Source organism: Verrucomicrobiia bacterium, from assembly GCA_035495615.1.
In the GTDB taxonomy this organism is placed as follows: domain Bacteria; phylum Omnitrophota; class Omnitrophia; order Omnitrophales; family Aquincolibacteriaceae; genus DATJFP01.
In genome coordinates, this window is the sequence record DATJFP010000078.1 from 23,485 (window position 1) to 47,476 (window position 23,992).

The following is a 23,992-nucleotide window of genomic DNA, read 5'->3' on the forward strand; positions in this document are numbered from 1 at the left end:
CTCCATTACGCCATACTCGAAATAAGTTCGGAGGCTTCGTGACGGTACATGAGTTCGAGGGCGACGGTCGTGATTTCCAGCCGGCCGTTGTTGAACGTGACGATTTCCGGCAGCCACGCGGGGATGCGCCGCAGGAGTTCCGCCGTGATTTGCCGGATGTCTTCATGCGCCAGAGCGGAGGTAAGGAGCAGCGCCACGGGAACCGTGTGCTCGGCGTCCGCGGACGAATGAACGATTCTGGAACCGTATTTTTGTGAATCCGCAAGCGCGGAAAAGCTGTAGATAAGCGCGCGGCCGTTTTCCTTCAAGTAATCATCGAGACGGATCTGCGTCAAGGCATTGTCATGCAGCTCGAAAAAGTGCGCCACTTCGGACTGTTCCACTTTCTGGACAAACTCTTTGGGAAGGCCGCGTTTTTCTTCCGGCGTGAGGAGAATTTGAATGTCGGCCTTCACACGCAAAGGCTCTTTCTTTTTCAGGCGCTCGACCATGTCAATGTATCCGGAAAGCCATTCCACAGCCTTGACCGAACCCTGGGGCTGGAAGCCGAAGCTGAAATCAAGATTGCCCTGCGGGGCCTGGAGATACCGGTCAAAATTGGCTTCTTCCAAACGCAGCATTTCCCGCACAAACCCCGGGAATTCCTGCTCGTGATCAGGATGCCGCGCCCGTAATCTTTCGCGCGCCTCCGAAAGCAGGCGCGCCGCCCGGTCAGTCTTGTGATCGGCCGCGAACAAGGCAAGATACCGCGGCGTTTCACGGGCTTCCACTTCCATGGCGTAGGCCACGCGCGGAAACGAAACGCCTTCGACGGCTTCGAGAAAACGTTCGAGCGTGGAACCGAATCTCATCTCGCTGCGGAGGTTTTCGTCCGCGAGCCCTTCCAGAACCGGCGCCGCAACGGCGCGCAGTTCCGACTGTGTGACATCTTCCGCCTTCAAAGTTTTGAGATCGGTACGGATCGTCGATTCTCCGAGACCCGCCGCATTCTGCGAACCTTCGGGTAAGAGGGCGGCCAAACGTTCGCGGGCTTCACGCGCGAGAATGTCCGGCTTGTCTTTACGGATCTGTCTGAGTGCGTCGCGCCGCGAGGCGGCCGTGACGGCATTGCCTTCGATCACAAGCTTGATCGTTGCCGCTTCCGCCGCAGGCGGAGGAGGCGTTTCCGGTTCGGGGGTCGTAACGGGCAGCTGGGCCTGCGCGGCCACGAGCTGCGGTAAAGGCTCGGCCGTAAGGCCGTTGAAAAATTCTCTTTTGGCATCCAGCCCGGCAACGAGCGCCGGAACGGGTCCGGGGCGCCGCTGGCGCAGCTGCATGACGATCGGATTCCATTCCGCGTGCTGGGCCTTGATCCACTGCGCGACTTCCCGGCTGCGGGCCGGTTCGCCGTGGCCGATCAGGACCTGGCGAAGATTCGGCATCGTGCCGAGGACATGCTCCATCATGTCCGGACCCGAGATGTGGCCCGAAAGCTTAAACTCTTCGATGCGCGCGAGCAGCGGCAGCGGGCCGAGCTTCAGGGTTTCGCGAAGCGGCTCGAGAAGCTCGCCCACGTCCTGCTGGTCGATGCGTTCCCACCGCAGCAGGGCTTTGACGCGCTGGTCCGCGAGGGCGCCGACTTCTTCATGGAAATCAAAATGCGTCGCACCTTCCCGCTTGGCGCGCACGAGCTCGCTGCCTTTTTCCAGAGGATCCATGTACCCGGTCGGGAAAATGCCCGCGTTGGGATCGTTCACAAGGCGCGTCGCGTAAAAAAGCGAGCGGCCGGAAGACATGTTTCCCGGGCTGGCGATGATGACGGTTTTCTGGCCGCCGTCGCGTTCCAGGATCTCCGCGCGCTGGCGGCCCCGCGTCACATAATCGGCGTCGTTGATGATCACCACGCGGTTTCGGAGAAGTTCGCGGTAGGGCGCATAGGCCTGCGCCTTCCACTTCAGGTACGAGTCGATGAACGCCGCGGCCTGGCCGTCCACGTAGATTTTCAGGTCCATGCCGCCGGAAACGAGGCTGGCAAAATTTTCGAGAAGAAGGGAGAGCACGCGGTCCGAACGTCCGTTCGCGAAAACGGGCAGCAGCACGCGGCCGCGGTCTTTGTGCAGTGTTTCCGAAACGGCTTTGACGAGCAGCCTTTCCTGTTCTTCGTCCGGCACGCGGTCGGCCATGCCGTAAGTGGATTCGATTTGCGCCTGGTCGATCTGCGCGGCGATTTCCTGCGGAATCGGCGCAAAGCCCGGCGTGGTTCCTTGGCGCGAATAGGAAACGTCGCCTGAAAGGAACGTCGTGCTGTCGGGCGTGCTCACGATCAAGGAAGCGGCCCCGTGAAGATGTCCGACCGGGCCGTGGAAATAGACTTTCATCTTCGGCGTCACTGAATACCATTTGCCGGTCTCGAGAATAATCACCGATTTCAGGAACTCCTCGGCCTCTTCGCGCGTGAAGCGGGTATTGATCTCTTCGTTGCCGGCGCCCTTTTCCTGCGCGATGCTGTCGGCCAGAAAACTCAGGACCGACGGAAGCAGTTCGTAGGTTCCCTGCGTCACATAAATGGGCACTTTTTTCTTCAGCACGTCCCGCCAGAAAGGCACGACGTGGCCGACGTGGTCAAGGTGGGCGTGCGTGAGAAAAACGCCTCTGAGTTTTCCCGGGAAATGGTCGAGCTGCCGCGGGGTCCGGGGCGGGGTCAGGCGGCCGTCGAGCTTGACGCCCATGTCGACCAGCAGAAGATCTTTTTCTTCCTGGCCGCTTCCCTGGTATTCGACGAGCGTCGAACTTGCGCCGATCCCCTGCACGCCGCCGTAAGGCGTCAGGTATGTGGCTCTTACCTTGGCCTCGGGTGCGGAGACCTGCTGTTTTCTTCTTTCTTCTTCCGAGGCACGCTGCGCGGCTTCGGCCGCGACCGCGGCCTCCCGCTTCTTCCTGAAAAATTCGCGTGCGAAATAACCCTGCGTGGGATGAACCGGCTGGTCGAGCGTCTTGATGAGCCCGTTCCTTCTCGCTTCTTCGGTGTCCAGCCATTGCGCGCCGTTTTCATCGATGACGCCGGGGTGCTCCGCCAGCACGGTTTCGATGTGTCCTTTCACGCTGTGGGCGTGTTCGAGGGTCGTGCCCAGGAAGATTTCTTCCGTCCAGGCCCCCGCCCCCGCTTCCGGCGCATGGACCGCGGGCAGGATAACGGAACTGACAAAGTCTTCGAACTGGTTGGCGAAGCGCGCGCGGTCCGCCGCTTCTTCCGGCGCGTTCACGAGCCATTCCATGTCCATGTCGAAGTAGTCGTTGTGGACGACGAGGTACGTCTGAAGATTGTTGAGCACGCGCTTGGGCTCGCGCGCAAGGGCCTTTGTCAGGGCTTCCGAGCGGGCCACGGCCTTTTCCGGGCCTTCACGCAGGAGGTCGGTGAAGATCATGCGAAGCACGGCATAGTTGAGTTCGTTCGTGTATTTCGTGGAATCCAGCACGTGCGGCAGGATCTGTTTCAGATTCCCAAGGACCGTGATTTTGCGATCCAGGCTCTCCAGCACGTTATCCGGCCCCATGGCTTCGAGGAACTGGCCGAAATAAGTTTGCACCTTCGCCATATCGAGTTCCGTCTTGGCCTTGACCGCGTCTTCGAAAATCCCGCTCAGGGCGGCCCCGAGTTTTTCGCGGCGGCTGGCAAATTCAAACTGTTCCTGCAGGAGCTGCTCGCCGGTTTCCAGATCGAAAAGCACGACGACGGGCATGTCTTTCTGCACGGCCGCGGCGCCTTCCCTGGAGAAAACAAAATTCCGTTTATACCGGATAAAAAGATACGGGTGCTCGGCCTCTACGGTCGTGGTCGTCAGCTGATAGTAGTCTTTTTCCTTGTCGGCGATGGTGGCGTCATGATGGTAAGCATAGTGGCTGGCCGTCGCAAGCCCCATGCCGTCATTGAGGACGCGTCCGGTTTCCGTCCTCAGAAGCGCCGGGACTTCGTAAAACGTCGAGCCGTCACGCGACTTGAAATAAAAGGAGGCATCCGAGCTGTTGCCGTGATATTCGAGGACATTGCGCAGCACGAAACGAAACGCGGTTTCAGAACCCAGCTTGCCGAGCTTGGCGGTGTTCCTGACCCGGTATTGATCCAGCTTACGCGCCACTTTGATGCGCTGCGTCAGGGCCTGGCTGTCTTCGTAAGTCTTGCCGTAACGTTCGAGGTTCGCCGCCGGCCATCCGGTCATCTGTTCCGGTGTATAGCGTTCCGGCATGGCGGGAACTTCGATGTCGGCGTTGAACGTATCCTGTTTCCAGATTTCTTCGAGTTTTCTTTTGTGTTCTTCGATCTGGCGCAGCGGGTCCCGGCTTTCCATGACTTCTTCGAGTTTCGTGAGCGCGGCGGCCGGATTATGAAGCAGCGATCGCGACACGGAAACGGTCCCCTGCGTGAGGTCGATCTGCACGCCGGCATCTTCATCTTCCAGGAGTTCGATCTTGGTGTAGCCGCGGCCGGAGCTCATGCGGGCTTTCAATTGGGCTGCGAGGGCATTCAGCCCCAGGTACTCGACCGCGTCCCGCGGATTCAAATGCGCCACGGCGGGCGCGAGTTCTGTCAGCACTTGCGCATCTGTCGTTCCCGGAACAGCCTTGGGTTCGGGAGCCACCACGACACGGCCCAGATAAGTCAGGGCTTCGGAGCCGACTCCGGGCTGACGCGCATAAAACGTGATCGAATCGCCGCTCTTCTGCACGATGAGGGACTTGTCCTGCCGGCCGCGGATATGCACGGCCAGTTCGCGGGCCGCGAGCGGAAAACGCAGCAGGTCGCTGCCTGTCAGCGGCACGTTGTAAAAACCATCCTCTTCGATTTTACCCGTAACCTTTTTCGTCTGTTCGTCGACGGCGACTTGCTTGACGGCGGACGCTTCCGGCTGAGGCACGATTTCCCACGCGATGCTTCCCTGCGTGCCTTTCATGCCGAAGGGACGCGCAGCGTCTTTGACCGGAATCTGAACCACGGTTTCGGCCGGCGCCACCGCTTCCGGCACTTCAGGCGACTGGTCGGCGGGAGGCTGCGTGTACGGCTCAAACGTCAGCTTGTCCTCGCGAATCGTGAGTTTGACGAGCGTTCCCGGCGCGAGGTGCGAAGCTTTGAAAACCAGGTTCGTGCCGGGAAGCCGGACACCGTTCACTCCGTAAGTGCCGACCCAAACCGCTTCTTTGTCTGTGAAAGGCTTTGCCGTATCATCCGGGTCTTTGATTCCGTACCAAGGATGCTTGGCGAGGTTCATGAAATTGTCCGCGGGAAAAGGTTCGGGGCTGTATTTTCCGAAAGCGCGGGTCCGCATGAGCGCCCTATTGCTGTCCGGATCGGGATGGCGGCCTTCATGCATGAGCCCGACGCGCACCGGAGGTTCGAACTGTACGGATCCGGGAAAGGCGGCCCTGAAAAGCTCCTGCCATTCGTTGAAACTTTCGGGGGCGCCCTCAGGCGCCAGGAACTTTTTGAACGCCTCGAGATCCGGCACGCTGATGCCGTCCGGATGGATGTGAATGAAGTTCATCAGCTCGTCCAAAAGGAACGGGAATCCCATGTCGCGGCGGGTACGCGGCATGCCGGACCAATAGAGGGCGAGAATCGAATCGATCAGCACGCGGGCGGACTGCGGCGTCAGACGGTCGGAGTCTTTCTCGGTTTGCAATTCCTGCGCAAGCCGCGCGAAAAGGCTGTCGCCCCGGGTGAAGAGCGAATAATACCAGAAGAGCAGCGCTTCGGTCGGATTGTCCGAGTAAACGAGGTCCATGTAATCTTTGATTTTCGGATAATGCGAACGCACGTGGTGCCAGAACGAGGCCTCAGCATCCTCCTGAATCATCATCACGTCGCGGACCCAGCTTTCCATGTCCACGCCTCCGGGCGCGTAATAAGACGGCCGGCTGTTCTGCGGCGTCATGCGCTTGCGCATGCCGAGCAGCAGCTCGAAAACGTGCTGGATGTCTTCATTCTGCGTCGTGGTCGCGTGGTCATGCACGCCATGGAGCCATCCCAGGATTTCACTCCAGAGGTGCTGGGGATAGCGCTGCTCCGTGATCGTGTTCGCGGCTTCATCGATGTCGTAATAAGTCGTGCGGTAGACGCCCACCATGGCGCCGGTGCGCACATGCGACGCGGTGGCAAGACGCACGCCTTCGGCGATTTCCCGGACGTCGGGATTCTGCGCGAGCACGGCGTAAGCGTAGCTTTTGAGAAGATTGTTGTGATGCATCACGAGCCCGGGCAGAGGTTCGTAGCCTGAAAATCCCACGATGAAACTGTTCGCTTCCGCGTTGGTAATGCGGCCCAGGCCATCGACGTACATCTTGTCGTCTTCATGCCCATAAGTTCTCTGCCGGCCGTGATACCAGTCGGGCGGCGCCAGGAGTCCGGCGCTCAAAGTCTCCTGATACGTCTTGAGGGTCCTGTCGAAAGCTTCGCGGGAGAGCGGCCCGAACTGCTGCGCCGCAAGAACCGACGGTTCAGGCATGTTGAATTTCAAATTGCCCCTGCGGATGGCCCCGGCAAGAAAATCTTCCGCTTTGAAAGGCGTCGCGGCTCCGCCGATGAAGCGGCCGAGGCGGCTGAGCTGCTCGGTGTCGCGAGTGAATTGGGTGTTTGCCTGCATGGTGCCGAGCAGGGATTGGCGGACTCCCGAAAAATAAAGGAAGTACTGGTCGCGGTATTCGGAAAAGGCGATGAGCGGCAAAATCACGTTGAAGAAAGCCGAGAGGACGGCCTCGGCTTCGCGCTTGTCGCGTTCATTGGCCGCGAGGATTCCGCTCGGAACGCTGAGGCCGGCGGTCACCGGCTTGCTGAACGCTTTGACTTTTCTCCAAGCCTCGGTCGCATCCGTGTTCCTCTGCCAGAGTTTTTTGGCAAGGTATCCGGCCTGGGAAATGACGGGATGCGGTTCGTTCTTGATGTCCAGCTGCAGCCAGTCCGCGAAAAGCGTGTCCGTGGCGATATATGTGTTTCCGGAAATAAATCCCTTGAAGCGCTGGGCCGCGGGATAAAGAAATTTCGCCGTGGAAAGGTCGCTGAATTCGCGGTAGGTCCTTTGGAAACCGACTTCGGAATCCGTTCCGAAAACCGCTTTCGCGAGCTGGTCGGCGAGTTCCGGGGCCTGCCATTCCTGCTGGGACCCGCGCACTCTCTGGGCATAACTGCGCACGCCCGCGGCGAATAAAATCTGCGCGGCGAAATCCTCGTCGTCAAAAACACCGAGGCCGAGATCGATCCTGTGCGCGGCGGGTGTTCCATAATAATAAGAACCGTCCAGCCAACGCTGCTCTTCGAAAGCGTAAAAGGATGAAACCCCCTGCTTGGGCGCGAGAGATTCGAGATGTTTCAAGACCGCCGCGGCGCGGTCTTTTTCCTGGCTGGGCCCCATGCCTTCGATTTTGCCCCGCAGCCGCGCGAAATGCGGCTCGAGAAAATCGCGGGTGAGCTGCTGCATGTCTTTGACAGCCCGGACTCTTTCAGCGGCCTTGCCCTCGCCCCAGAATTCGGCGCTCCCGCGGGAGACCGTGCGCAGCTCCGGCCTTTCGACCGTCAGGATGCGGTAGGGCTGGTCGGGGTCGAGAGAAATCCCCGTGATCGTCCGGTCGGTCTCGTTGATATCGAAGCGGTGATGCGTTGAAGCGTCCCGGACCTTGTAATCGGCGACGGCGCCGGGAAGCGCCTCTTCGCCCGGCAGCTTGACGTAACCAAGCTTTTGCCCTTGCTGGGGCCAGAGGTCCGCGACAAAAATTTTCCATTCGCCGGTCGGTTCCTCCCATCCGAGCGTGACAAAACGTCCGGGATCCTGATTCGCAAGAATCCTGTAGATCGGCCGCGGCAAGCCCGGGTCTCGCGGTTTGACCATGTCCAGCAGTTCCTGAATGCGGTAGGCAACGGAAGCATCCTGCACGGCGTCGATCAGGCGGTCGAAGTTCAAAAGGGTTTCCGCTTCTTCCTGGCTGGCGAAAGGATGGTCGTGCATGCGGTCCGGGTGCTGGTCTCCGCCGGGAATCGGAAAAAGCTGTCCGGAAAATTCGAGCCAGTCGCGCAGGTCGATCATGACGTCTACGCCGAGGTGCGCCATGACGAGAAGAAGGGCCGTGGCCGCCTTGCGCGAGATTCCGCCCGAAGACTTGATGAAAGGAAACTGGTCGAAATTCGAAAAATAAATCGTCGTCCTGTCGCCGTGATGCAGGGCGTGCTCGAGGGCCCCAAGAAGCTCATACACGGGACGCCCCCTGCCCGCTTTCACGAGGTTCTCGAAAACGTCGGGATAATAAGCGCCTTCTGCGCCGACCTCGTGCAGCTTGCGCCTTAGATCCGGATTGTAAGACTCGGTGTTGAATCTCAACTTTTTCCCCTCAGGCCGCGGATCATAGTCTTTGGCCGCCTCAAAAATCCCCGTCCAGGGCTCGTCGATTTCATGCAGGTTCTTCTCGATTTCCTCGGCAATGCCGGGCTTGCGGCGGGGGCTTTTCCACATGCTCCAGCCGTATTCGTCGGAAAAATAAGTCCTGTTTCTCTTGTCCCAGCCTTCGCGCTTGTCGCCGAGGAAGTATTCCCGGAGATACGTTTCCGCCATGTCGATGCGCACTTCGTCGACTCCGAGATCGATGAGTTTTTTCATGCTGCGAATGTAATATTCCCGGACGTCATTGACGAACGGGTTGAGCATGATCTGGTCGACGTTCGGCGCGTAGAGCCCCTGGAGATGCCGCACGAGAATGACGCGCTCTCCGCTTCCGGAACCAATGCGCACCGCGACATGCCCTTCGTTGCGCCGGGCCAGCTCCTTCAGGAATTCGAGCTTGCGGCCTTCGTCGAATCCGACGAACTGCCTGTTTTCGTCGTCGCTGATTTCTTTATAAAACGTCCAATGGTAATTCTCTTCGGTGATCTTGTCCGGCGCGAGCCACGGAATAAAATCCAGCGTCACGCTCATGCCGAGCGCATGCGCCTCGTTGATCAGTTCCCGCAGCAGCTGCTGCGTCTTTTCCGATGAGCCCGCCTGATCACGGGTCGCGGAAAGCTGCGCATTGAATTCTTCCATGCTTCCGGAAAAAGGATTGAGGTCGTCTTCGTGTTGGATCGCCGCGCCCGTCGCGGGATCTTTATAGCTGGCAAGCTTCGTGGGATAATCCCGGACCGTGCCGACGACGCGGCCGTCGCGGCCGGTGGTGTACTGGAGGCTTTTATCCTTGCGGCCGCGGTGCACCTGGCCGTTGAACGGCGTCATCTCATAAAGCCCGCCGTAGAAATAAACCTTGCCGGCGCCGCGCGCGCGCAGCGTGCGGAGAAGCTGCTTGCCCCGGTTCAGGCTGTCTTCGTACCGGATTTTGCCGTCCTTTACGACCGCTCCGATTTCTTTCAGGTTGACGGAGACTTTCAAATGAGAGAGTTTCGGCGCGGCCACGGCTTCTTGACGATGCAGAACCACGCGGTCCTGGCCGTTGCGGCTTTTGCGCAGATCGATCAGCTGGAAACCCAGCGGGTACTCCGGCGTCTTGCCTTTCCATTCGCGGCTCCAGATCGGAATGCCGATTTCCCAGCCCGCCTGCAGCAACTGGCTCCCCTGCACGACGCCGTAGTAACGCTTGCGGATGAGGTCGTAAGGCTCGTATTCCGTGTTCCGGTCAAGGCCCAGACCTTCGCTTCCCTCGCCAAGAGCCGTCACGAAAGTCCAGACTTTCGGGGCGGTGTCCCGCGTGCTGACGTGGTCGGATGTAAGCTGCACGGGAAGAACGAGCCGCTGGTCGCCGAATGTCCGGGACAGGACGAGCGTCGTCTGCTGGTTGCTCGGCTTGGGAAAATCGATTTTGCCGTGTTCGAAAACGTCGCTGTTATGGCGGACCGTGCGGGCCAGAAGGCGGTAGGTATGGATGTCCCAATTGTGCATGAGCCTCAAGAGCGAAGGCGCCAGGAAAGAAACAAGCGCCATGACCGAGGGCAGCGTTTCCTGCGAGAAGAGCCTTGCCGCCGTCTTTTTATCCAGGGACGCGATGGGCATCAGCAGCTCTTTCAAATCTTCTCCCGACTCCTGCGCGGCCTTGATTCTTTCGATGAAAATCTCGAGCGGCACGACGCCCTCCATGGGCTTTTTGTGAATGGCGGAGGAGAGATACGAGATCATCTCGGCTTCGATCTTGTCGAACGTGAGCACCTGGATGCTGGCCGGCGCCGGGACACCCAGCAAAACAGGAGATTTAGAAGCAGAGCCGTCGTAAAACCGGTACCGCCGGTCCTTGTTGGGTTCGTAGGCCTGGAAAAGATACCGGCCGCTCGGCTCGTCGAGGTCTTCCCAGAACTTTTTGAGCTTCGAGTCATAAATAAGATTGCCCCAGGCTTTCTGCGCTCCGGTTTCTCCCGGGAAAGACACGGGAACCCGGCGCAGGTTGATGGCCACGACCATTTGCTTTCCGTCGGCGTCGTACCGGTAGGCATGCATGCCGGCTTCGTCCACCGTCAGCGGCGAGGCCTTGGCATTGCTGTCGAGGAAGCGGATTAAGTGCTTGCGCAGCGCCTTTTGTTCGAAAACTTTTTCGTAGCGCGCCACCTCATCGGGCTGGTCGGACGTCAGCTTTAGATAATGCTCGAAAAATTGGCCGGTAGCCTGGAGCATGAAACGGTCTACAAGATCAAGGGCTCGCAGGTTCATCCGGAGGACCTTATCGCGGTCATCGCTTCCCGCGGCTTCGGCGGCGAGTTCATCGATTCTGTCGCGCAAGGGCTGCGCGGCGTCGGAAAGCGGGGCTAAGAGAGCCTTGATGTACGGGAAAATGCTGCCGCCATTGTGACGTTCTTCCCAGGCGTGGTGCCGGAGCGAGGCGACCGCGTTCTGTCCCCGCAGCAAACCGTCGCCCTGCGACCGGAGACGGCGGAAGCCTTCCATGAGCCCCGGCAGGCCGGGCCTGCCGCGCTGGACGATGTGGCCGCCCAGGATGCGCCAGTCGAACACGGGATTTTGCGGGTTATAAAGCTTTTCGACGTCTTCCAGATTGTAAGAAATGCCGTCCAGGATTTTCTGCTTGCGCTGGCGCACTTCCAGCATCCGCTCCCAAAGCTGGCGATGCGCGCGCGACTGGCCGACCTGCATGTCGACTTTATAAGAAGCGGCGAGGACGTTATACTGCCGCTGACGGCGGACCGCCGGGTCCTTGTAATCGGTTTTCAGGTCGACGAGCGCAAGCGCCAGACTTTCCGCGGACGGGCGCCGATGGCCTTCCGGCTTCAGGTTGCTTTCTTCGCGGCCGGGGCCGGTGCCGTAAGGCAGGAACCACACCACGCGGCCGTTGGTGACTTCCCATTCTTTTCTCGCGATGCGCGCCTGCAGTTCGTCGTGGGTGACGATCGGCTTGCCGTCTTTGTCGAGGACTTCGATTTCCTTGCCGGTTTCCTTGTCGACGATGGACCAGATTTCGAGGTTGGCGCCGCCCACCACGCCAATGATTTCGCCAAGGTTCGTGGCGCCTTTCATCATGCTGGTGGCGGAGGCTTCCAGGAATTCGTCCGCGATCATCACCACGCCGGACATGGCCTGAAACAGAATGGGCGCTTCGCGGATGTTGTAGTTTTCGATGGTCGTAACGCGGTCTTCCAGGCCCATTTCGCGGATCAGGCTCTTGATGGTCTCAAAGGTTTTCAGATCGTCCGGGCCGAACACGCGGCCCCCGATCACGATGCGCGGCGCGTTTTCCTTAAAATATTGCAGCGCGCTCTGGTCCTGCTTCAGGCGCGAGAAGAAATAAAACCACTGGTGCTGGTCTTTCGACCACGGGTTCTGCAGGAACTCGAAGACGTCTTTCCATTTGTCCGGACCTTTGTAAGGCACCTGCCGGCGCACGTTCGAGACGATCGGGTCCTGCATGAGCGTTTCGCGGAGGCGTTCGAATTTCTTGTCGAGCTCCTGCCACTGGGCTTCGGCCGCGCGCGCGTCAGGATTCATCGCGGCGTCGTGAACGAGTTTCACAAACTCTGCGATCTCGCCTTCTTCGGCTTCGGCGCTCACGTCCTCGGGACGGTATTGCTTGAAAGTGCTGTGCAGCCAATCGGACGCGCCGCCCTTGCCCTGCTTTTTACGCAGCCACACGAGAAATTTGGCGACGCTCATGGCGCCGACGTATTCGTTACGGATCTTGAAGGTCTCGAAAGCCTCCGGGATTTTCGCCAGCGCGATGAAGAAATCCTTGTCATCGGTTTCAGGAGCAATGCCGATCCTGGTCTTGGTCGCCTCGATCAGCGAGCGGCGTTCTTCGGCCTGCCAGCGGCGGAGAAAGGCGCCGTTTGTGCTGCGGACATCGTCTTCCCGCAGGCCCTGGAGCGTTTCCAGCTCCGCGGGGAAAATGGATTCCTTGAGTTTCGGCGTGTGCTCGGCAAGGCCAACGCCTGTGATGAGATCGTAGGTCAAGCCGACGTAATCCGCGATGCGGATCCTTTTGTTGTGCACGATGAGCGGGCGCATCCACTCGGGGAAACCCAGCAGCTCGAACGCCTCTTCACCCGGTTCTTCGAGGCCGGGCGTATAAACCGTGTGGTTGATGTGATGCTTTTTCGCGGCCGGCAGAAAATTGGCGGGCAAGCTGACGAACTGTTCATTGTCGATGAGGAGCAGGTCTTTTTTCAGGAGGTTACGCTTTTGAAGCTCGAGAATGAGTTTCTGTCCCGCCTGGCGGTAGATGGCCATGTGCACGTAGCGCCAGTACTGCTTGCCTTTGATGTTCGTGCCGTCGTCGTTGTACACCTCATCGAAAATGCGGACCCGGTTCTCCTCGATGTCCGGCTGGCTTTCGTCCTTGAGGTAATACGCGTCCAGGTAATATTGCGGCGTCTTGTAATAAGTGGCCTCGCTTTTGAAGGCGCGGACTTTGATTTTTTTGTCGAGGATCTGTTTGGCTTTACTGCCGCGCGCAATGACCGCGGCGCGGAAACCGCTTGTGATCGTCAAGTCGACCTGGAAGGAAATGCCCGTGTCCTCCATGCCTTTGCGCAAATACTGTCCCAAGCCGCCCGGCGGCTGAGGCACGTTTTTGATTTCTTCCCAAATCGGCTGGACGGAGATGACGTTGGTGTTGTTGGCCTTCCACGTCTCGAAGAGGTCCGGCATGAGAGCGCCGAGACCGCCGGTCACCGTGCTCTGTGCCACGCGGTCCGCGACTTCTTCGCCGTATTGCTTGGCCACCCATTCCAGAAAATGCGGCGGAAGCCCTGCTTCCATCTGAAAGCTGACGACCGAATGCTCGTCGAGAATCGGGGTGGGTTTTTGGAGACGCAGTTCCGCGCGCGGCGGAGCCTGCTCCTGCGGCTGCGCGGCCCCAGGATGTTCTTCGTCCCGCCGGGTTTGACTTTCGAGGGCGGCTTCGGGCGCGGTTCTCAATTCCGATTGGGCTGACGCGGAAAGTTCGGCCTCGGGCCGGGGCGAGTAACGCACCCGCGTCCAGTCCACGGGAACTGTGGCTTTCGGAGCGGCGATCATGACCGAAGTCCATGACGCGGCCGTCGGCCGGTTCATGGCCTGGAGCAGCGCGTCCGGAGTCAGCTCGCCCTGCGCATGCCGCTCGCGCAGCGCGTCCAGGAAACTTTCGACTCTTTCAAACCACGCCGTGCGGATTTTTTCACGCTCCGCGGGATCCATGCCGCGCACGCCGATCTCGTCGATCGTCGAGGTGCTGCGCGCCGCTTCCGCGAGCCGGTTTTCCCCGGCCAGCTGCCGCAGGACGTTGTCTCTCCAATTTTTCAAAAAAGTTTTTTCGCTTTGCGGGTTGGTTTTCCGGTAAGCCAGGACCAGTTTGTCCGCGGCCGCTTCGCTGAAGGCCTCGGAAACGCGGATCCTGCCGCGGCTGGGCTTGAAATAATTTTTCCAGGAAACCTGGCCCTGCATGTGATTGACGTAATCCGGATTTTCCGGCATGGCCTCGATCTTCGGCGTCACCAGCAGGTACGGCGCGCCCCGCTCTTCGAGCGCCGCCATCAATCCCTCGCTGTGAAAACCGCCGGTCACGATAATCGCGGCCGGCGCTTTTTCTTCGGCCATGCGGCGGCCCATGTTTTCGAGCATGGCCTTTTCGCGCTGCTGCGCCAATTCGTAAAATTTGCGGGACGGGCTATCGGATGACGTGAGAGTTCCGGCAAGCGCCGCGATTCTGGCTTCGAGCGCCCGGGTTTCTTCGAATCCGGCACCCGGAGTTTTCGCCGCGGCTTCCTTCCCTTTTTTCCATTCGTCCCGCGACAATTCGAGCCGCGCGGTTTTTTCCAGGAGGCCGAGCTGCCGCGAAAGCGCGTCGATCTGCTTTTCGAGCGCGGAGCGGAACAGCTTTTCCTTCGCGGCACGGGTGTAGGCCTCGAGCTCGGAAAAGAAATGGCTTCCTTCCATCTGTTTGAGCCAGCGGAAATTTTCAGCGTGGTCCCGCAACGCCTGCGAGAGCGCAAGCTTCACGGACCGGCGGCCCGCGTCATCCATGAGAAACGCAGCGAATTCGCCTGCGGAGATGCGCTCGGTTTCATAGGCCTGGTCTTTTTCGTGGAACTGGCGCAGCGCGTCGGGATCGCGCAGGTCTTTTTCGATTTTCGCCGCCGCGGCACGAAGCTCCGCGCGCAGGCCGAGGAATTCTTTTTCAGAAGGAACTTTCAGGTGGTCGAGAACGTTGCGGAGGTTCGGGTAATCGGATTTGCGGATTTCCGCGCCTTTTTTATGGGACATCTTTTCGATTTTGTACAAAAGCCCGGCAAGCTCGATCTGCCGCGCATCAAAGCCGGTCAGCGTATGATCCAGATCCAAAAGCTCGGTGGAATATTTTTCTTTCTTGAGAGTCTCGAGGGCCGCGCGCGCTTCGCCGAGTTCTTTTTCGCGGGCCGACCTTGCTTCGAGCGCGTCGAGATAGGCGTCGATGTCCTTTTCATAGAAGCGGCTGTCTTCGAGACCGTAATATCGGATGTCTTGGGGACCCAGGATTGCGGTAAGAAGAGCGCCCGAGATTTCGCCGCGGGAAAGGTAATCTTCGAACACGGATTGAAGCGCTCCGCGGTCCGGAAAGGCCCGGAACAATGTGGTGTCCAGAGGGCCGGAAGCGCCTTCCAGTCCCACGAGACGCACGCCGTATTCGCGATGGAAAAATTCGATGATGCCCTGGACGGAACGCTGCGCGTCCGGAATGTCGTGCGCGTCCTGCACAATAATGAAGCCGGGCAAATGGCCTTCGGGCGCAAAGGACTGCTTGAGCTGGCCGAGTTCTGAAGGAAGACGGGCCTGCGAAAAAAGAAGCGCGGCGGATTTCGGCGCGAAAGAAGAATCCTGCTGCGCGATTCCCGCGGGCGCCTGCGCGGAAGCAGGGCCGATTGCATAAAAGGAGAGTAAAGAAAAGACGAGTAGGGATGCAGTTCCCCTTTTCCAATTTTTTTGTTTTGGGCTCATCTTCTTCCTGGGTTATGGGTTAGGAATCTTTAAAACCGGGTCAGCAGTGGGGAAATAATACCTAATGACAAGGCGTTGCGCAACGCCTATGAAAAGCTTTTACTAACAGAATAAATATAACTGCACCAAGGGTTTAGATGCTATATCCTGCTTGCTTTTTTAGGCGGGTAGGCGGGGGTGTTGAAGAGGGTTAGACGTTGAACCTGAAAAGCATCACGTCCCCGTCCGAAACGACGTATTCTTTGCCTTCGATCTTGAGAAGGCCCTTTTCTTTGACCGCGGCGGCGGAGCCGAGCTCGAGAAGGTTGTCGCATTTCATGACTTCCGCGCGGATGAAGCCGCGCTCGAAATCGGAGTGAATGACGCCCGCGGCGCCGGGGGCTTTCGTGCCTTTGCGGATCGTCCACGCGCGCACTTCTTTTTCACCCGCGGTGAAATACGTGATGAGGTCGAGCAGTTTGTAGCCCGCGCGGATGAGAAGATTGAGGCCCGGCTCTTTCAGGTTCAGCGAATCGAGAAATTCTTTCTGGTCGGCTTCGGAAAGGTCGACGAGCTCGGATTCGACTTTGCCGGAGATGACGACGTGGCCAGCGCCTTCTTTCTGCGCGAACTCCTGCACTTTCTTTGCCCACGGCCCGCCTTCCGGCAGGTCGGTCTCGGCGACGTTGCAGCAGTAGAGCACCGGCTTGATCGTCAGGAAATTCATGTCGCGGATGCCGAGCTTTTCTTCGTCGGTAAGCCCAAGGCGGCGCAGCGGCGTTCCGTCTTCGAGCGCCTTCTTCACTTTCTCGTATAGCGGCATTCTCTCTTTGGATTCCTTGTCGCCCGAGCGCGCGAGCTTTTCGACCTTCGTAAACCGCTGGCTCATGCTTTCCAGATCGGTGAGGCAGAGCTCGGTGTCGATCACTTCGATGTCGCGGATCGGGTCCACGCCGCCGGAAACGTGCACGATGTTCTCGTCCTCGAAGCAGCGCACCACGTGGACGATGGCTTCGACTTCGCGGATATGCGCGAGGAATTTGTTGCCGAGTCCTTCGCCTTCGGACGCGCCCTTAACCAAGCCGGCAATGTCATAGATTTCCATGACGGTCGGCGTCGTTTTCTGCGGGGTGTACATGCGGCTCAGCGCATCGAGGCGGGCATCAGGGACACTGACGATTCCTTTATTAGGATCGATCGTACAGAACGGATAATTGGAGGCTTCGACCTTGGCCTTGGCCAGCGCGTTAAATAGCGTCGACTTGCCCACATTCGGAAGACCCACAATCCCGCAGCGAAAACCCATACCCTCTCCTGTTCGTTGGGAAAAAGAGGGGCAACTATATCACGAAATACTTTGGGTTTAAAGAAGGGAGAAGCGGAAATAGCCCGCGATCCGAGACCATTCCGGCTCCTTTGGCGGGCCGCGCGTGGGAATTTCTTGCTCCTCTTGTTGAATACGCAAAAAAATTATGCAAAATCCAAACTCATGAAACGCTCCTTTTCGATTTCATCCCGCGCCCTCGTGATCTTCGCGCTACTTTCCGGCGCGCTGATTCCGCTGGCCTACGCGTTTCACGGATGGGAAAGACCCGCGCAGCCCTCCCAGCCCTCGCAGCTGCAGGACGTGATCCCGCATCCGGTGGATCCGGCCGGGCTCATTCTCGCGTCCAAACACGAAATCCTGACCGGCGGACGTTCCGGCAAATGGGAATCGCTTTGGGACAGACGTTACTCCGATACCTTTCATTCCGTGCTTTCCTTCGAGACGCTGCCGGAATTCATCTTCGCCTTGTCGGACCGGCGGATTCTCTGCGGCCGCGTCTCGGACCGGGATGGGGCGGAAATTTTTCGCGCGGATCCTTCGCGGAACGAACAGGTGCTTTCTTTTGCCGTTCTGCCGGAAGATCCGGATTATTGGCTTGCCGGCACGAGCCGCGGCCTCTTTGAGTCCGACGACCGGGGAAGGACATGGTCACGTTTTCCCGGCTTTCCGATTTCGGGAGAAGACGCATCCGTTGCGGTCCTGAAATTTTACGGGGATCGCCTTTTCGTGGCCACCTCCCGCAAGCTGATGATATCGCGCGACCTCAAACGCTTCGAACCGCTTCTCACGCTCGGCGCTTCGCGCGACGACCAAGAGGCCTTTTCTATCGAAGATGAGAAAACGTCCCAATTCCAGGGCCGCATCCATGCCCTTGTTCCTTCTTCCACGGCGCCGGGACTTTTGTGGCTCGGAACCTCGGCAGGCGTTTTGGAGAGCCGGGATTACGGCGTTTCGTGGAAACCGCTTCCGTCTTCGGGCCTGAAAAGCCGGGACATCCGCAAGCTTCTGGTCCTGCCCAAATCCGGCAGTCTGGCCGCGAGCAGCTCCGATGGAATTTATTTGTATGACTTTGCGCAGGCCCGCTGGAAGGAACTGTTTGGGGGACTGAGCGCGGCGCCTCGCGCGCTGTCGCTGGCCGGCGAAGATCACAATTCGCTGGCCGTCATTTCCGACGACGGCTTTGCCTTTTATCCCCTGGGCGGCGAGGTACAGCCTCCGCCACCCCTTTCGATTCCTTCTCCGGAAAAACTCGAATTGTTCCACCGCCTCCTCAAGCTCGAGCCTTCGGCGCGAGACATCCAGTCCGCGGTCGTGCGGTATTCCAACACCGGCTCTCAAAAAACAAAACGCTGGCAATGGGAGTCCCGGCTGAAGGCCCTCGTGCCGCAATTTTCCGTAGGGAAAAATTATTCGCGGGGAAACAGCGTGGACATCGACCGCGGCAGCACGACCGACGCGGACCGCTACATCCTAGGTCCCGACAATCTCGACCGGGACATCGACGTGGACGTTTCCTGGGATTTGAAAGATTTCATCTGGAGCTCGGACCAGACCTCGATCGATTCCCGGGAAAAACTCATGATCGAGCTGCGCCATGATATGGTTTCCGAGGCCACGCGTCTGTACCATGAGCGGCGGCGCCTCCAAATGGAGATCTTCTTTACGCCCGCGTCCGGTGAAATGGACCATGTGCTCCGGCAAGTCCGCCTGGACGAAATCACGGCGCTGCTCGACGGCATGACGGGCGGCTATCTCTCGCAGGCGCTCGACCGCCTTTACGATGAGAACCCGGCCTTCATGCGCCTGTGGGAATATGAAGGCCCCGCCTCTCCGGCAGCTCTTTCCGCGGCTCCCGCTTCCGCCTGAAAATTTCCTCCAATCCTGGCCCCTTTTTACCGTAAATATAGGGAACCCGCGAGGCTTCCGGATGTTGCCCGAATCGATCTCCTATTATTTTTTCAAAAGGACGCTGCGAAAAAAGCTGGATTCGCTCTACGAAATGAGCGATCCCTGGGGCGCGGAATTTGTCCGTGACTTTTTCGTGCTTTGGATCCGCGATCAGATGAAAGCGATGCCGGAGTCCGCGCTTCGCGCGCCGCTCCTGGACGCGGGCGGCGGCGAAGGCCACTATTACGCGCCGCTCAAAGATCTAATCCGGGAATACCACCTTTTGGACATGAGCGTCCGTGCCCTTTCCCGCGGCCGGGAAAGCATCAAATCCGGAATCGTCCGCACGATTCCCGCCTCGCTCGACCAGCTGGCCGCGCCGGCGGACACCTACGGCACGATCTGGCTCTTCAGCGTCCTGACTTATCTGGGAGAAATTCGCTTTCCCCGCACCTTCCGGCGCACGCTGGAAAAGCTCTGGAAGGCTTTGCGGCCCGGGGGCCGGATCCTCTTGATCCACCCCTATTATTCCGAGGAAGAGCGCAAAAGGATTGTCCGGTACGGAGAGATTTTCGCCGGGTTTGGAGGCAAGCTTATCTCCAATGAAGACAAAAGCTTAGGGCGGCAGCAATTCATCGTACAGGCCGTGGCCAAAGAATGACGGTTTCGCCGTCCCTGAGAAAAAAAATGCAGGACGTTTGTCGTTTGCCCTTTTATCAGATAAAATTGTTAACACCTGCTCAATGAAGCTCTAAAAAGCATCGATAAGTGACAGCCGGTCGATGCGGCGGAGGTCTTTTGTGAAAGTTTTCTTTTTGAACATCCCGTTCCATGAACGCTATTCCCGGGAAAGCCGTTCTCCCGGGGTTGCGCCTTCCGGGACGCTTTATTACCCCATTTACCTCGCGCTCGCCGCCGGCGTGACCCGCAAAGGCGGGCACACCATCGATTTTCTGGATGCCCCAGCCGACCGTTACGACCTCGAACAGACAAAAACCCGCATCAAGGCCTTCAAGCCCGATCTCATCGTGGCCACGACCGTGACCGCGTCGGTTTGCCATGACGTGAAAGTCATGGACGATCTGGCGGAAGCGACGGGCGCCATGACGATGCTGTGCGGAACTCATGCGACGGCACGCCCCACCGAAACGCTGCAGATGTCGCAGCGCCTCGATTTTGTCGCCGTCGGCGAATACGATTTCACCATTCTCGCGGTGGCTGACCATTTCGCTTCCGGCAAAACGCGCGGCCAGCTTTCCGAAGTCCTGGGTCTCGCGTACCGCCACAATGGCCAGTTTTACCGCAATGCCGACCGCCCTATGTGGGAAAAGATGGACGAGATTCCCTGGGCAAGCCTCATCTACAAAGATTTTCTCAAGATTGAAAATTACAGCTACGGTGCGCAGCTGCACCCTGAGATCACGATCGTCGGCGGCCGCGGCTGCCCTTACCAGTGCACCTACTGCGTTTTCCCGCAGACCATCACGGGCCAGCGCTACCGCGCGCGCTCGGTGAAAGACGTCGTGGATGAAATGGAATTCATCGTGAAGACCTGGCCCCATAATAAGGAAGTCATGTTCGAAGACGATACCATGACGCTCGACAAGCAGCGCATGCGCGAGATCTCCGAGGAAATCCTGCGCCGCGGCCTGAAAGTCACCTGGTCCGGCAATGCGCGGGCGGATTTCGACGATGTGGAGCTTCTCAAGATCATGAAGAAGGCGGGCTGCCGTCTTTTCTGCGTGGGCTTCGAGTCCTCGGATCCCGAGCTCCTCAAAAAAATGATGAAAGGCGGCGCCACCGTGAAAATGCAGGAGCGTTTCGTCGAGGCCTGCAAAAAGGCCGGCGTCCTGGTTCACGGCTGTTTTCTTCTGGGCGGCGTGGGTGAAACCAAAGCGACCATGAAAAACACGCTGGAGATCGCCAAGAAATACAATTGCGACACGGCACAGTTTTTCCCGATGATGGTCTATCCCGGCACGCGCGCCTACGAAGAAGCCAAAAAGCGCGGCGATCTCAAGACCGAAAATTACGAAGGCTGGCTCAAGGATTCCGGCTACTACATGTCGCAGGTCAACCGCACGGACTTCACCAACGACGAGCTCACGGCTTTCTGCGACCACGCGCTCAAAGAATTTTATTTCCGGCCGCAGTACCTCTTGTCCAAGATCAAGCAGTTCTTCCTGGAGCCGCGCGAACGCTCGCGCATCGTGAAGGGCGGGCTGTATTTCGTCCAGAAACTCGCGGCCATGCATTCCTCGAAAAACAAATGCTCCGCGGTCCCCGAAACCGGGAACTCCCAGGACCACGACCGTCCGGTTCCCCTGGCCTCCTGACGCCGGGCTTTCCATGCGCGTGGCCGTGACCTCAGCCGTCTACAACGAAGCCCGAAACATCCCGCGTTTTTTGGATGCGCTCCTCTTGCAAACGCGGCTTCCCGACGAAATCGTGCTGGTCGACGACGGTTCTTCCGACGAGACCGGGCGGCTGCTGCTCGAAGCCGCGGAAAAAAATCCCCGTCTCCGCTATTTCCACCAGGAAAACAAAGGCCCGGCCTCGGCGCGTAACAAGGCGTGGAAAAGCGCGAATGCCGACATCTGCCTTTTCACGGACGGAGACTGCGTGCCGGAACCGGACTGGATTGAAAAATTATTGGCGCCCTTCGAAGATCCGCGCGTGGGCGCTTCGGCCGGCGCTTACAAAACGCGGAACCCGGAAAGCCTGCTCGCGCGTTTCATCGGGCTCGAGATCGCGTGGCGCTACCGCAATGTACTCGGAGAAATCGATGCGCACGGCTCCTACAACCTGGCGGTGCGCAAATCCGTTCTCGAGGAAATCGGCGGGTTCAAGGAAGACTATGCTCATCCGAGCGGAGAAGACTGGGACCTGACTTACAAAATCTCGAAAAAATACAAAATCATGTTCGTCCCTGAAGCGCGCGTCGCTCACGACCATCCCACGGATTTCGTCTGGTACATGAAAAACCAGATGCGCCGCGGCTACGACAGGATTCGCGTGTACCAGGACCATCCCGACAAGAAAAATTCCGACACTTACACCGGGCCTTGGGTGAAATACCAGGTCGCGGCCGCCGGGCTCTTGCTGCTTTCCCTCGCTGCACGGGCGTTTTTTTCCACCGGCCTTGTCTCGCTCGCCCTTTTTCTTTTCCTCTTGGCCACGTCGCTGATTCCTTTTCCCTATTTCCTGCGGCGGGACCCGGCAGCGGCTTTTTCGGGGATCGGCATTCAGATGGCGCGCTTTTTCGCGTGGTTCTGGGGTGGAATGGCAGGGCTTTTGAAGTGGGAAGCGCTCATTCCCGGATCCAAAAGAAAATAACTTCCAGCGGAATCATCCCGCCTTTTTCTCTTGTTCCCGGTCCAACCGAAGCTGGCCGCATGCGGCGTTGATGTCTCTTCCCGCCGTCTGGCGGACGATAACGCGGAGTCCCCCGCGTTCGAGGATGGCGACGAAGGCATCCAGCTTTTGCTTGGAAGGCGTTTTGTATTCCATCTCGCGGATCGGATTGTAGGGAATGATGTTGACCTTGGCGTTCAGCGGCTTGGCGATTTTCACCACGCCCCTGGCTTCTTCCGGCGAATCGTTGACGCCGTCGATCAGCGTGAACTCGAAGGTGATGTCCCTTTTGAGATCGCGGTTGATTTTGCCCAGCGTCTCGACGAGCTCTTTCAGCGTGTAGCGTTTGTTGATAGGAACGAGTTCCGTGCGCGTGGCCTCGTTACTCGAATGCAGCGAAACCGACAGACGCACGCGGCCTTCGTTTTTTTCCACGAACTGGACGATCCGGGGCGTGATGCCGGAAGTCGAAACGGTAATACGGCGCGAGCCCAGGGCAAATCCCCACGGGGCCTGCAGGATTTTGAGGGCCTTCATGGTCGCGTCGAAATTGTCCAGCGGCTCGCCCATGCCCATGAAGACGATGTTCGTGATTTTCCTTCCCGTCTCACGCGACACCGCGGCCACCTGCTCGACGATTTCCCCCGCGGTCAGGTTCCGGCCGAACTTTCCCTTGCCGCTCGCACAGAAGCTGCAGCCGACCTTGCATCCCAGCTGCGTCGAAACGCACACGGTCTCGCGGTCGGACTGCGAGATCAGGACCGTTTCCAGCAGCCGTCCGTCATGCGTCGAGAAAAGAAATTTCGTGGATTCGGCGTTCGAAGATTTTTTGACCTCGCTGACTTTCAGAGTCGAAACCGGCACCTCGCGTCCGATGCTTTCGCGCAGGTCTTTCGGAAGCGTCTTGGCTTCGGCGATCTCCCGGATATTTTTCTGATAAATCCATTCCAGGATCTGGCGGCCGCGGTAGGCGGGCGCATGATGCTGCACGGCAAAGGCCTCGGCTTCTTCGATGTCCATGCCATAGAGGGACGAAGGTTGAGGAGCGGCCTTGCCTGCGGCTAAATCCATTTTCGCCACTTCATCCATACCAGCATGCCAACCGACACCACGATCGAAAGCCCGATAGCATAATGATAACCATACGCCCAATCGAGCTCGGGGATATGCTTGAAATTCATGCCGTAGATGCTCGCGATGAGTACCGCGGGCATGGTCAGCGTAGCCATAACGGTCATGTGCTTGATGATTTCGTTTAATTTGTGGGAAGAATAGGAAAAATAGGCTTGAAGCAGGTTGGAGAGCATTTCATGATGCCCTTCCGCGAACTGATAGATGCTCACGAGGTGATCATAGACATCGCGGAAATAAATCATGTGTTCTTGCTTGATATAGGGCGAACTGCTGCGCGTCAAATGGCTCAGGAGTTCGCGCTGGGGAGCGATCATCCTTCGAAGAAAAAAAAGATCGCGCTTAAGCTGGAGAACCGTCGAGATAAAGCGTTCGGGCGCATCTCCAAAAGCCGCGTCCTCGACCTTGTCGATCTTCACGTCATAGTAGTCCAGGCTGGGCTGGTAATCGTCGACGAGGCGGTCGAGAAGGGCATGGACCAGCATGTCGGAGCCTTGCCCGAGAAACCGCTCGTGTTTTTTTTCGACAGCAGCCCGGATCTGGGCAACGGCTGCGATCGGCACTTTGTGGAACGTGACGACATAGTTTTTTCCGAAGAAAATGTTGAGCTCAAGGGCGGCAAGCTTTTCGACGTCTTTTTCCCGGTCATGAGAAATGCTCAGGCTGCTGGCCACCAGAAACAAGTATTCGTCGTAGTCGTCCAGCTTGGGCTCGGACCGGTCGTTGATGCAGTCTTCGATCGCCAGGGGATGGAAATTGAAAAGCTCGATCAGGCATTCGATTTCGAAGTCGTTCGGGCTTTCCAGATCCACCCAAAGGACGCAATCCGGGCTCTTCAGCGCATTGAACATATCCGTGCGCGAGAGATTCGTTTTTAATTCGGCGCTTTTTTTGTAGAGATACGTATTGATCATCGGGGGAC

General features: G+C 58.4%; 8 protein-coding genes. 4 read left to right on the forward strand and 4 right to left on the reverse strand.

Going from position 1 to position 23,992, the window contains the following annotated elements; all coding sequences use genetic code 11:
* Positions 1–5: 5 nt before the first annotated feature.
* Together VL688_10045 and ychF are read right to left on the reverse strand one after the other, a co-directional pair.
* Positions 6–15,392, reverse strand: a complete 15,387-nt coding sequence (locus VL688_10045) for an MBL fold metallo-hydrolase (GenBank protein HTL48384.1) — start codon at positions 15,390–15,392, stop codon at positions 6–8.
* 190 nt (positions 15,393–15,582) lie between these two features.
* Positions 15,583–16,677: a redox-regulated ATPase YchF gene (gene ychF, locus VL688_10050; GenBank protein HTL48385.1), complete on the reverse strand. Its 1,095-nt coding sequence runs from the start codon at positions 16,675–16,677 to the stop codon at positions 15,583–15,585.
* Positions 16,678–16,860: 183 nt separating this feature from the next.
* On the opposite strand from ychF, the gene VL688_10055 reads away from it, so the two are divergent.
* The 4 genes from VL688_10055 (at position 16,861) to VL688_10070 (ending at position 21,921) form a co-directional block, all read left to right on the forward strand.
* Entirely contained in the window at positions 16,861–18,564 is a 1,704-nt protein-coding gene (locus VL688_10055) for a hypothetical protein (GenBank protein ID HTL48386.1), read from the forward strand.
* A 61-nt stretch (positions 18,565–18,625) separates the two neighbouring features.
* Positions 18,626–19,246, forward strand: a complete 621-nt coding sequence (locus tag VL688_10060; protein HTL48387.1) for a methyltransferase — start codon at positions 18,626–18,628, stop codon at positions 19,244–19,246.
* 139 nt (positions 19,247–19,385) lie between these two features.
* Entirely contained in the window at positions 19,386–20,921 is a 1,536-nt protein-coding gene (locus VL688_10065; GenBank protein HTL48388.1) for a radical SAM protein, read from the forward strand.
* 13 nt (positions 20,922–20,934) lie between these two features.
* The gene (locus tag VL688_10070; GenBank protein HTL48389.1) at positions 20,935–21,921 is read left to right on the forward strand and encodes a glycosyltransferase family 2 protein; all 987 of its coding nucleotides are present in this window, start codon (positions 20,935–20,937) and stop codon (positions 21,919–21,921) included.
* A 12-nt stretch (positions 21,922–21,933) separates the two neighbouring features.
* On the opposite strand, the gene rlmN is transcribed toward VL688_10070, so the two are convergent.
* Positions 21,934–23,010: a 23S rRNA (adenine(2503)-C(2))-methyltransferase RlmN gene (gene rlmN, locus VL688_10075; protein ID HTL48390.1), complete on the reverse strand. Its 1,077-nt coding sequence runs from the start codon at positions 23,008–23,010 to the stop codon at positions 21,934–21,936.
* Positions 23,001–23,984 (reverse strand): magnesium/cobalt transporter CorA, encoded by a 984-nt coding sequence (gene corA / locus VL688_10080; protein HTL48391.1) that lies wholly within the window; start codon positions 23,982–23,984, stop codon positions 23,001–23,003. The genes rlmN and corA overlap by 10 nt, the downstream gene beginning before the upstream one ends.
* Positions 23,985–23,992: the final 8 nt, after the last annotated feature.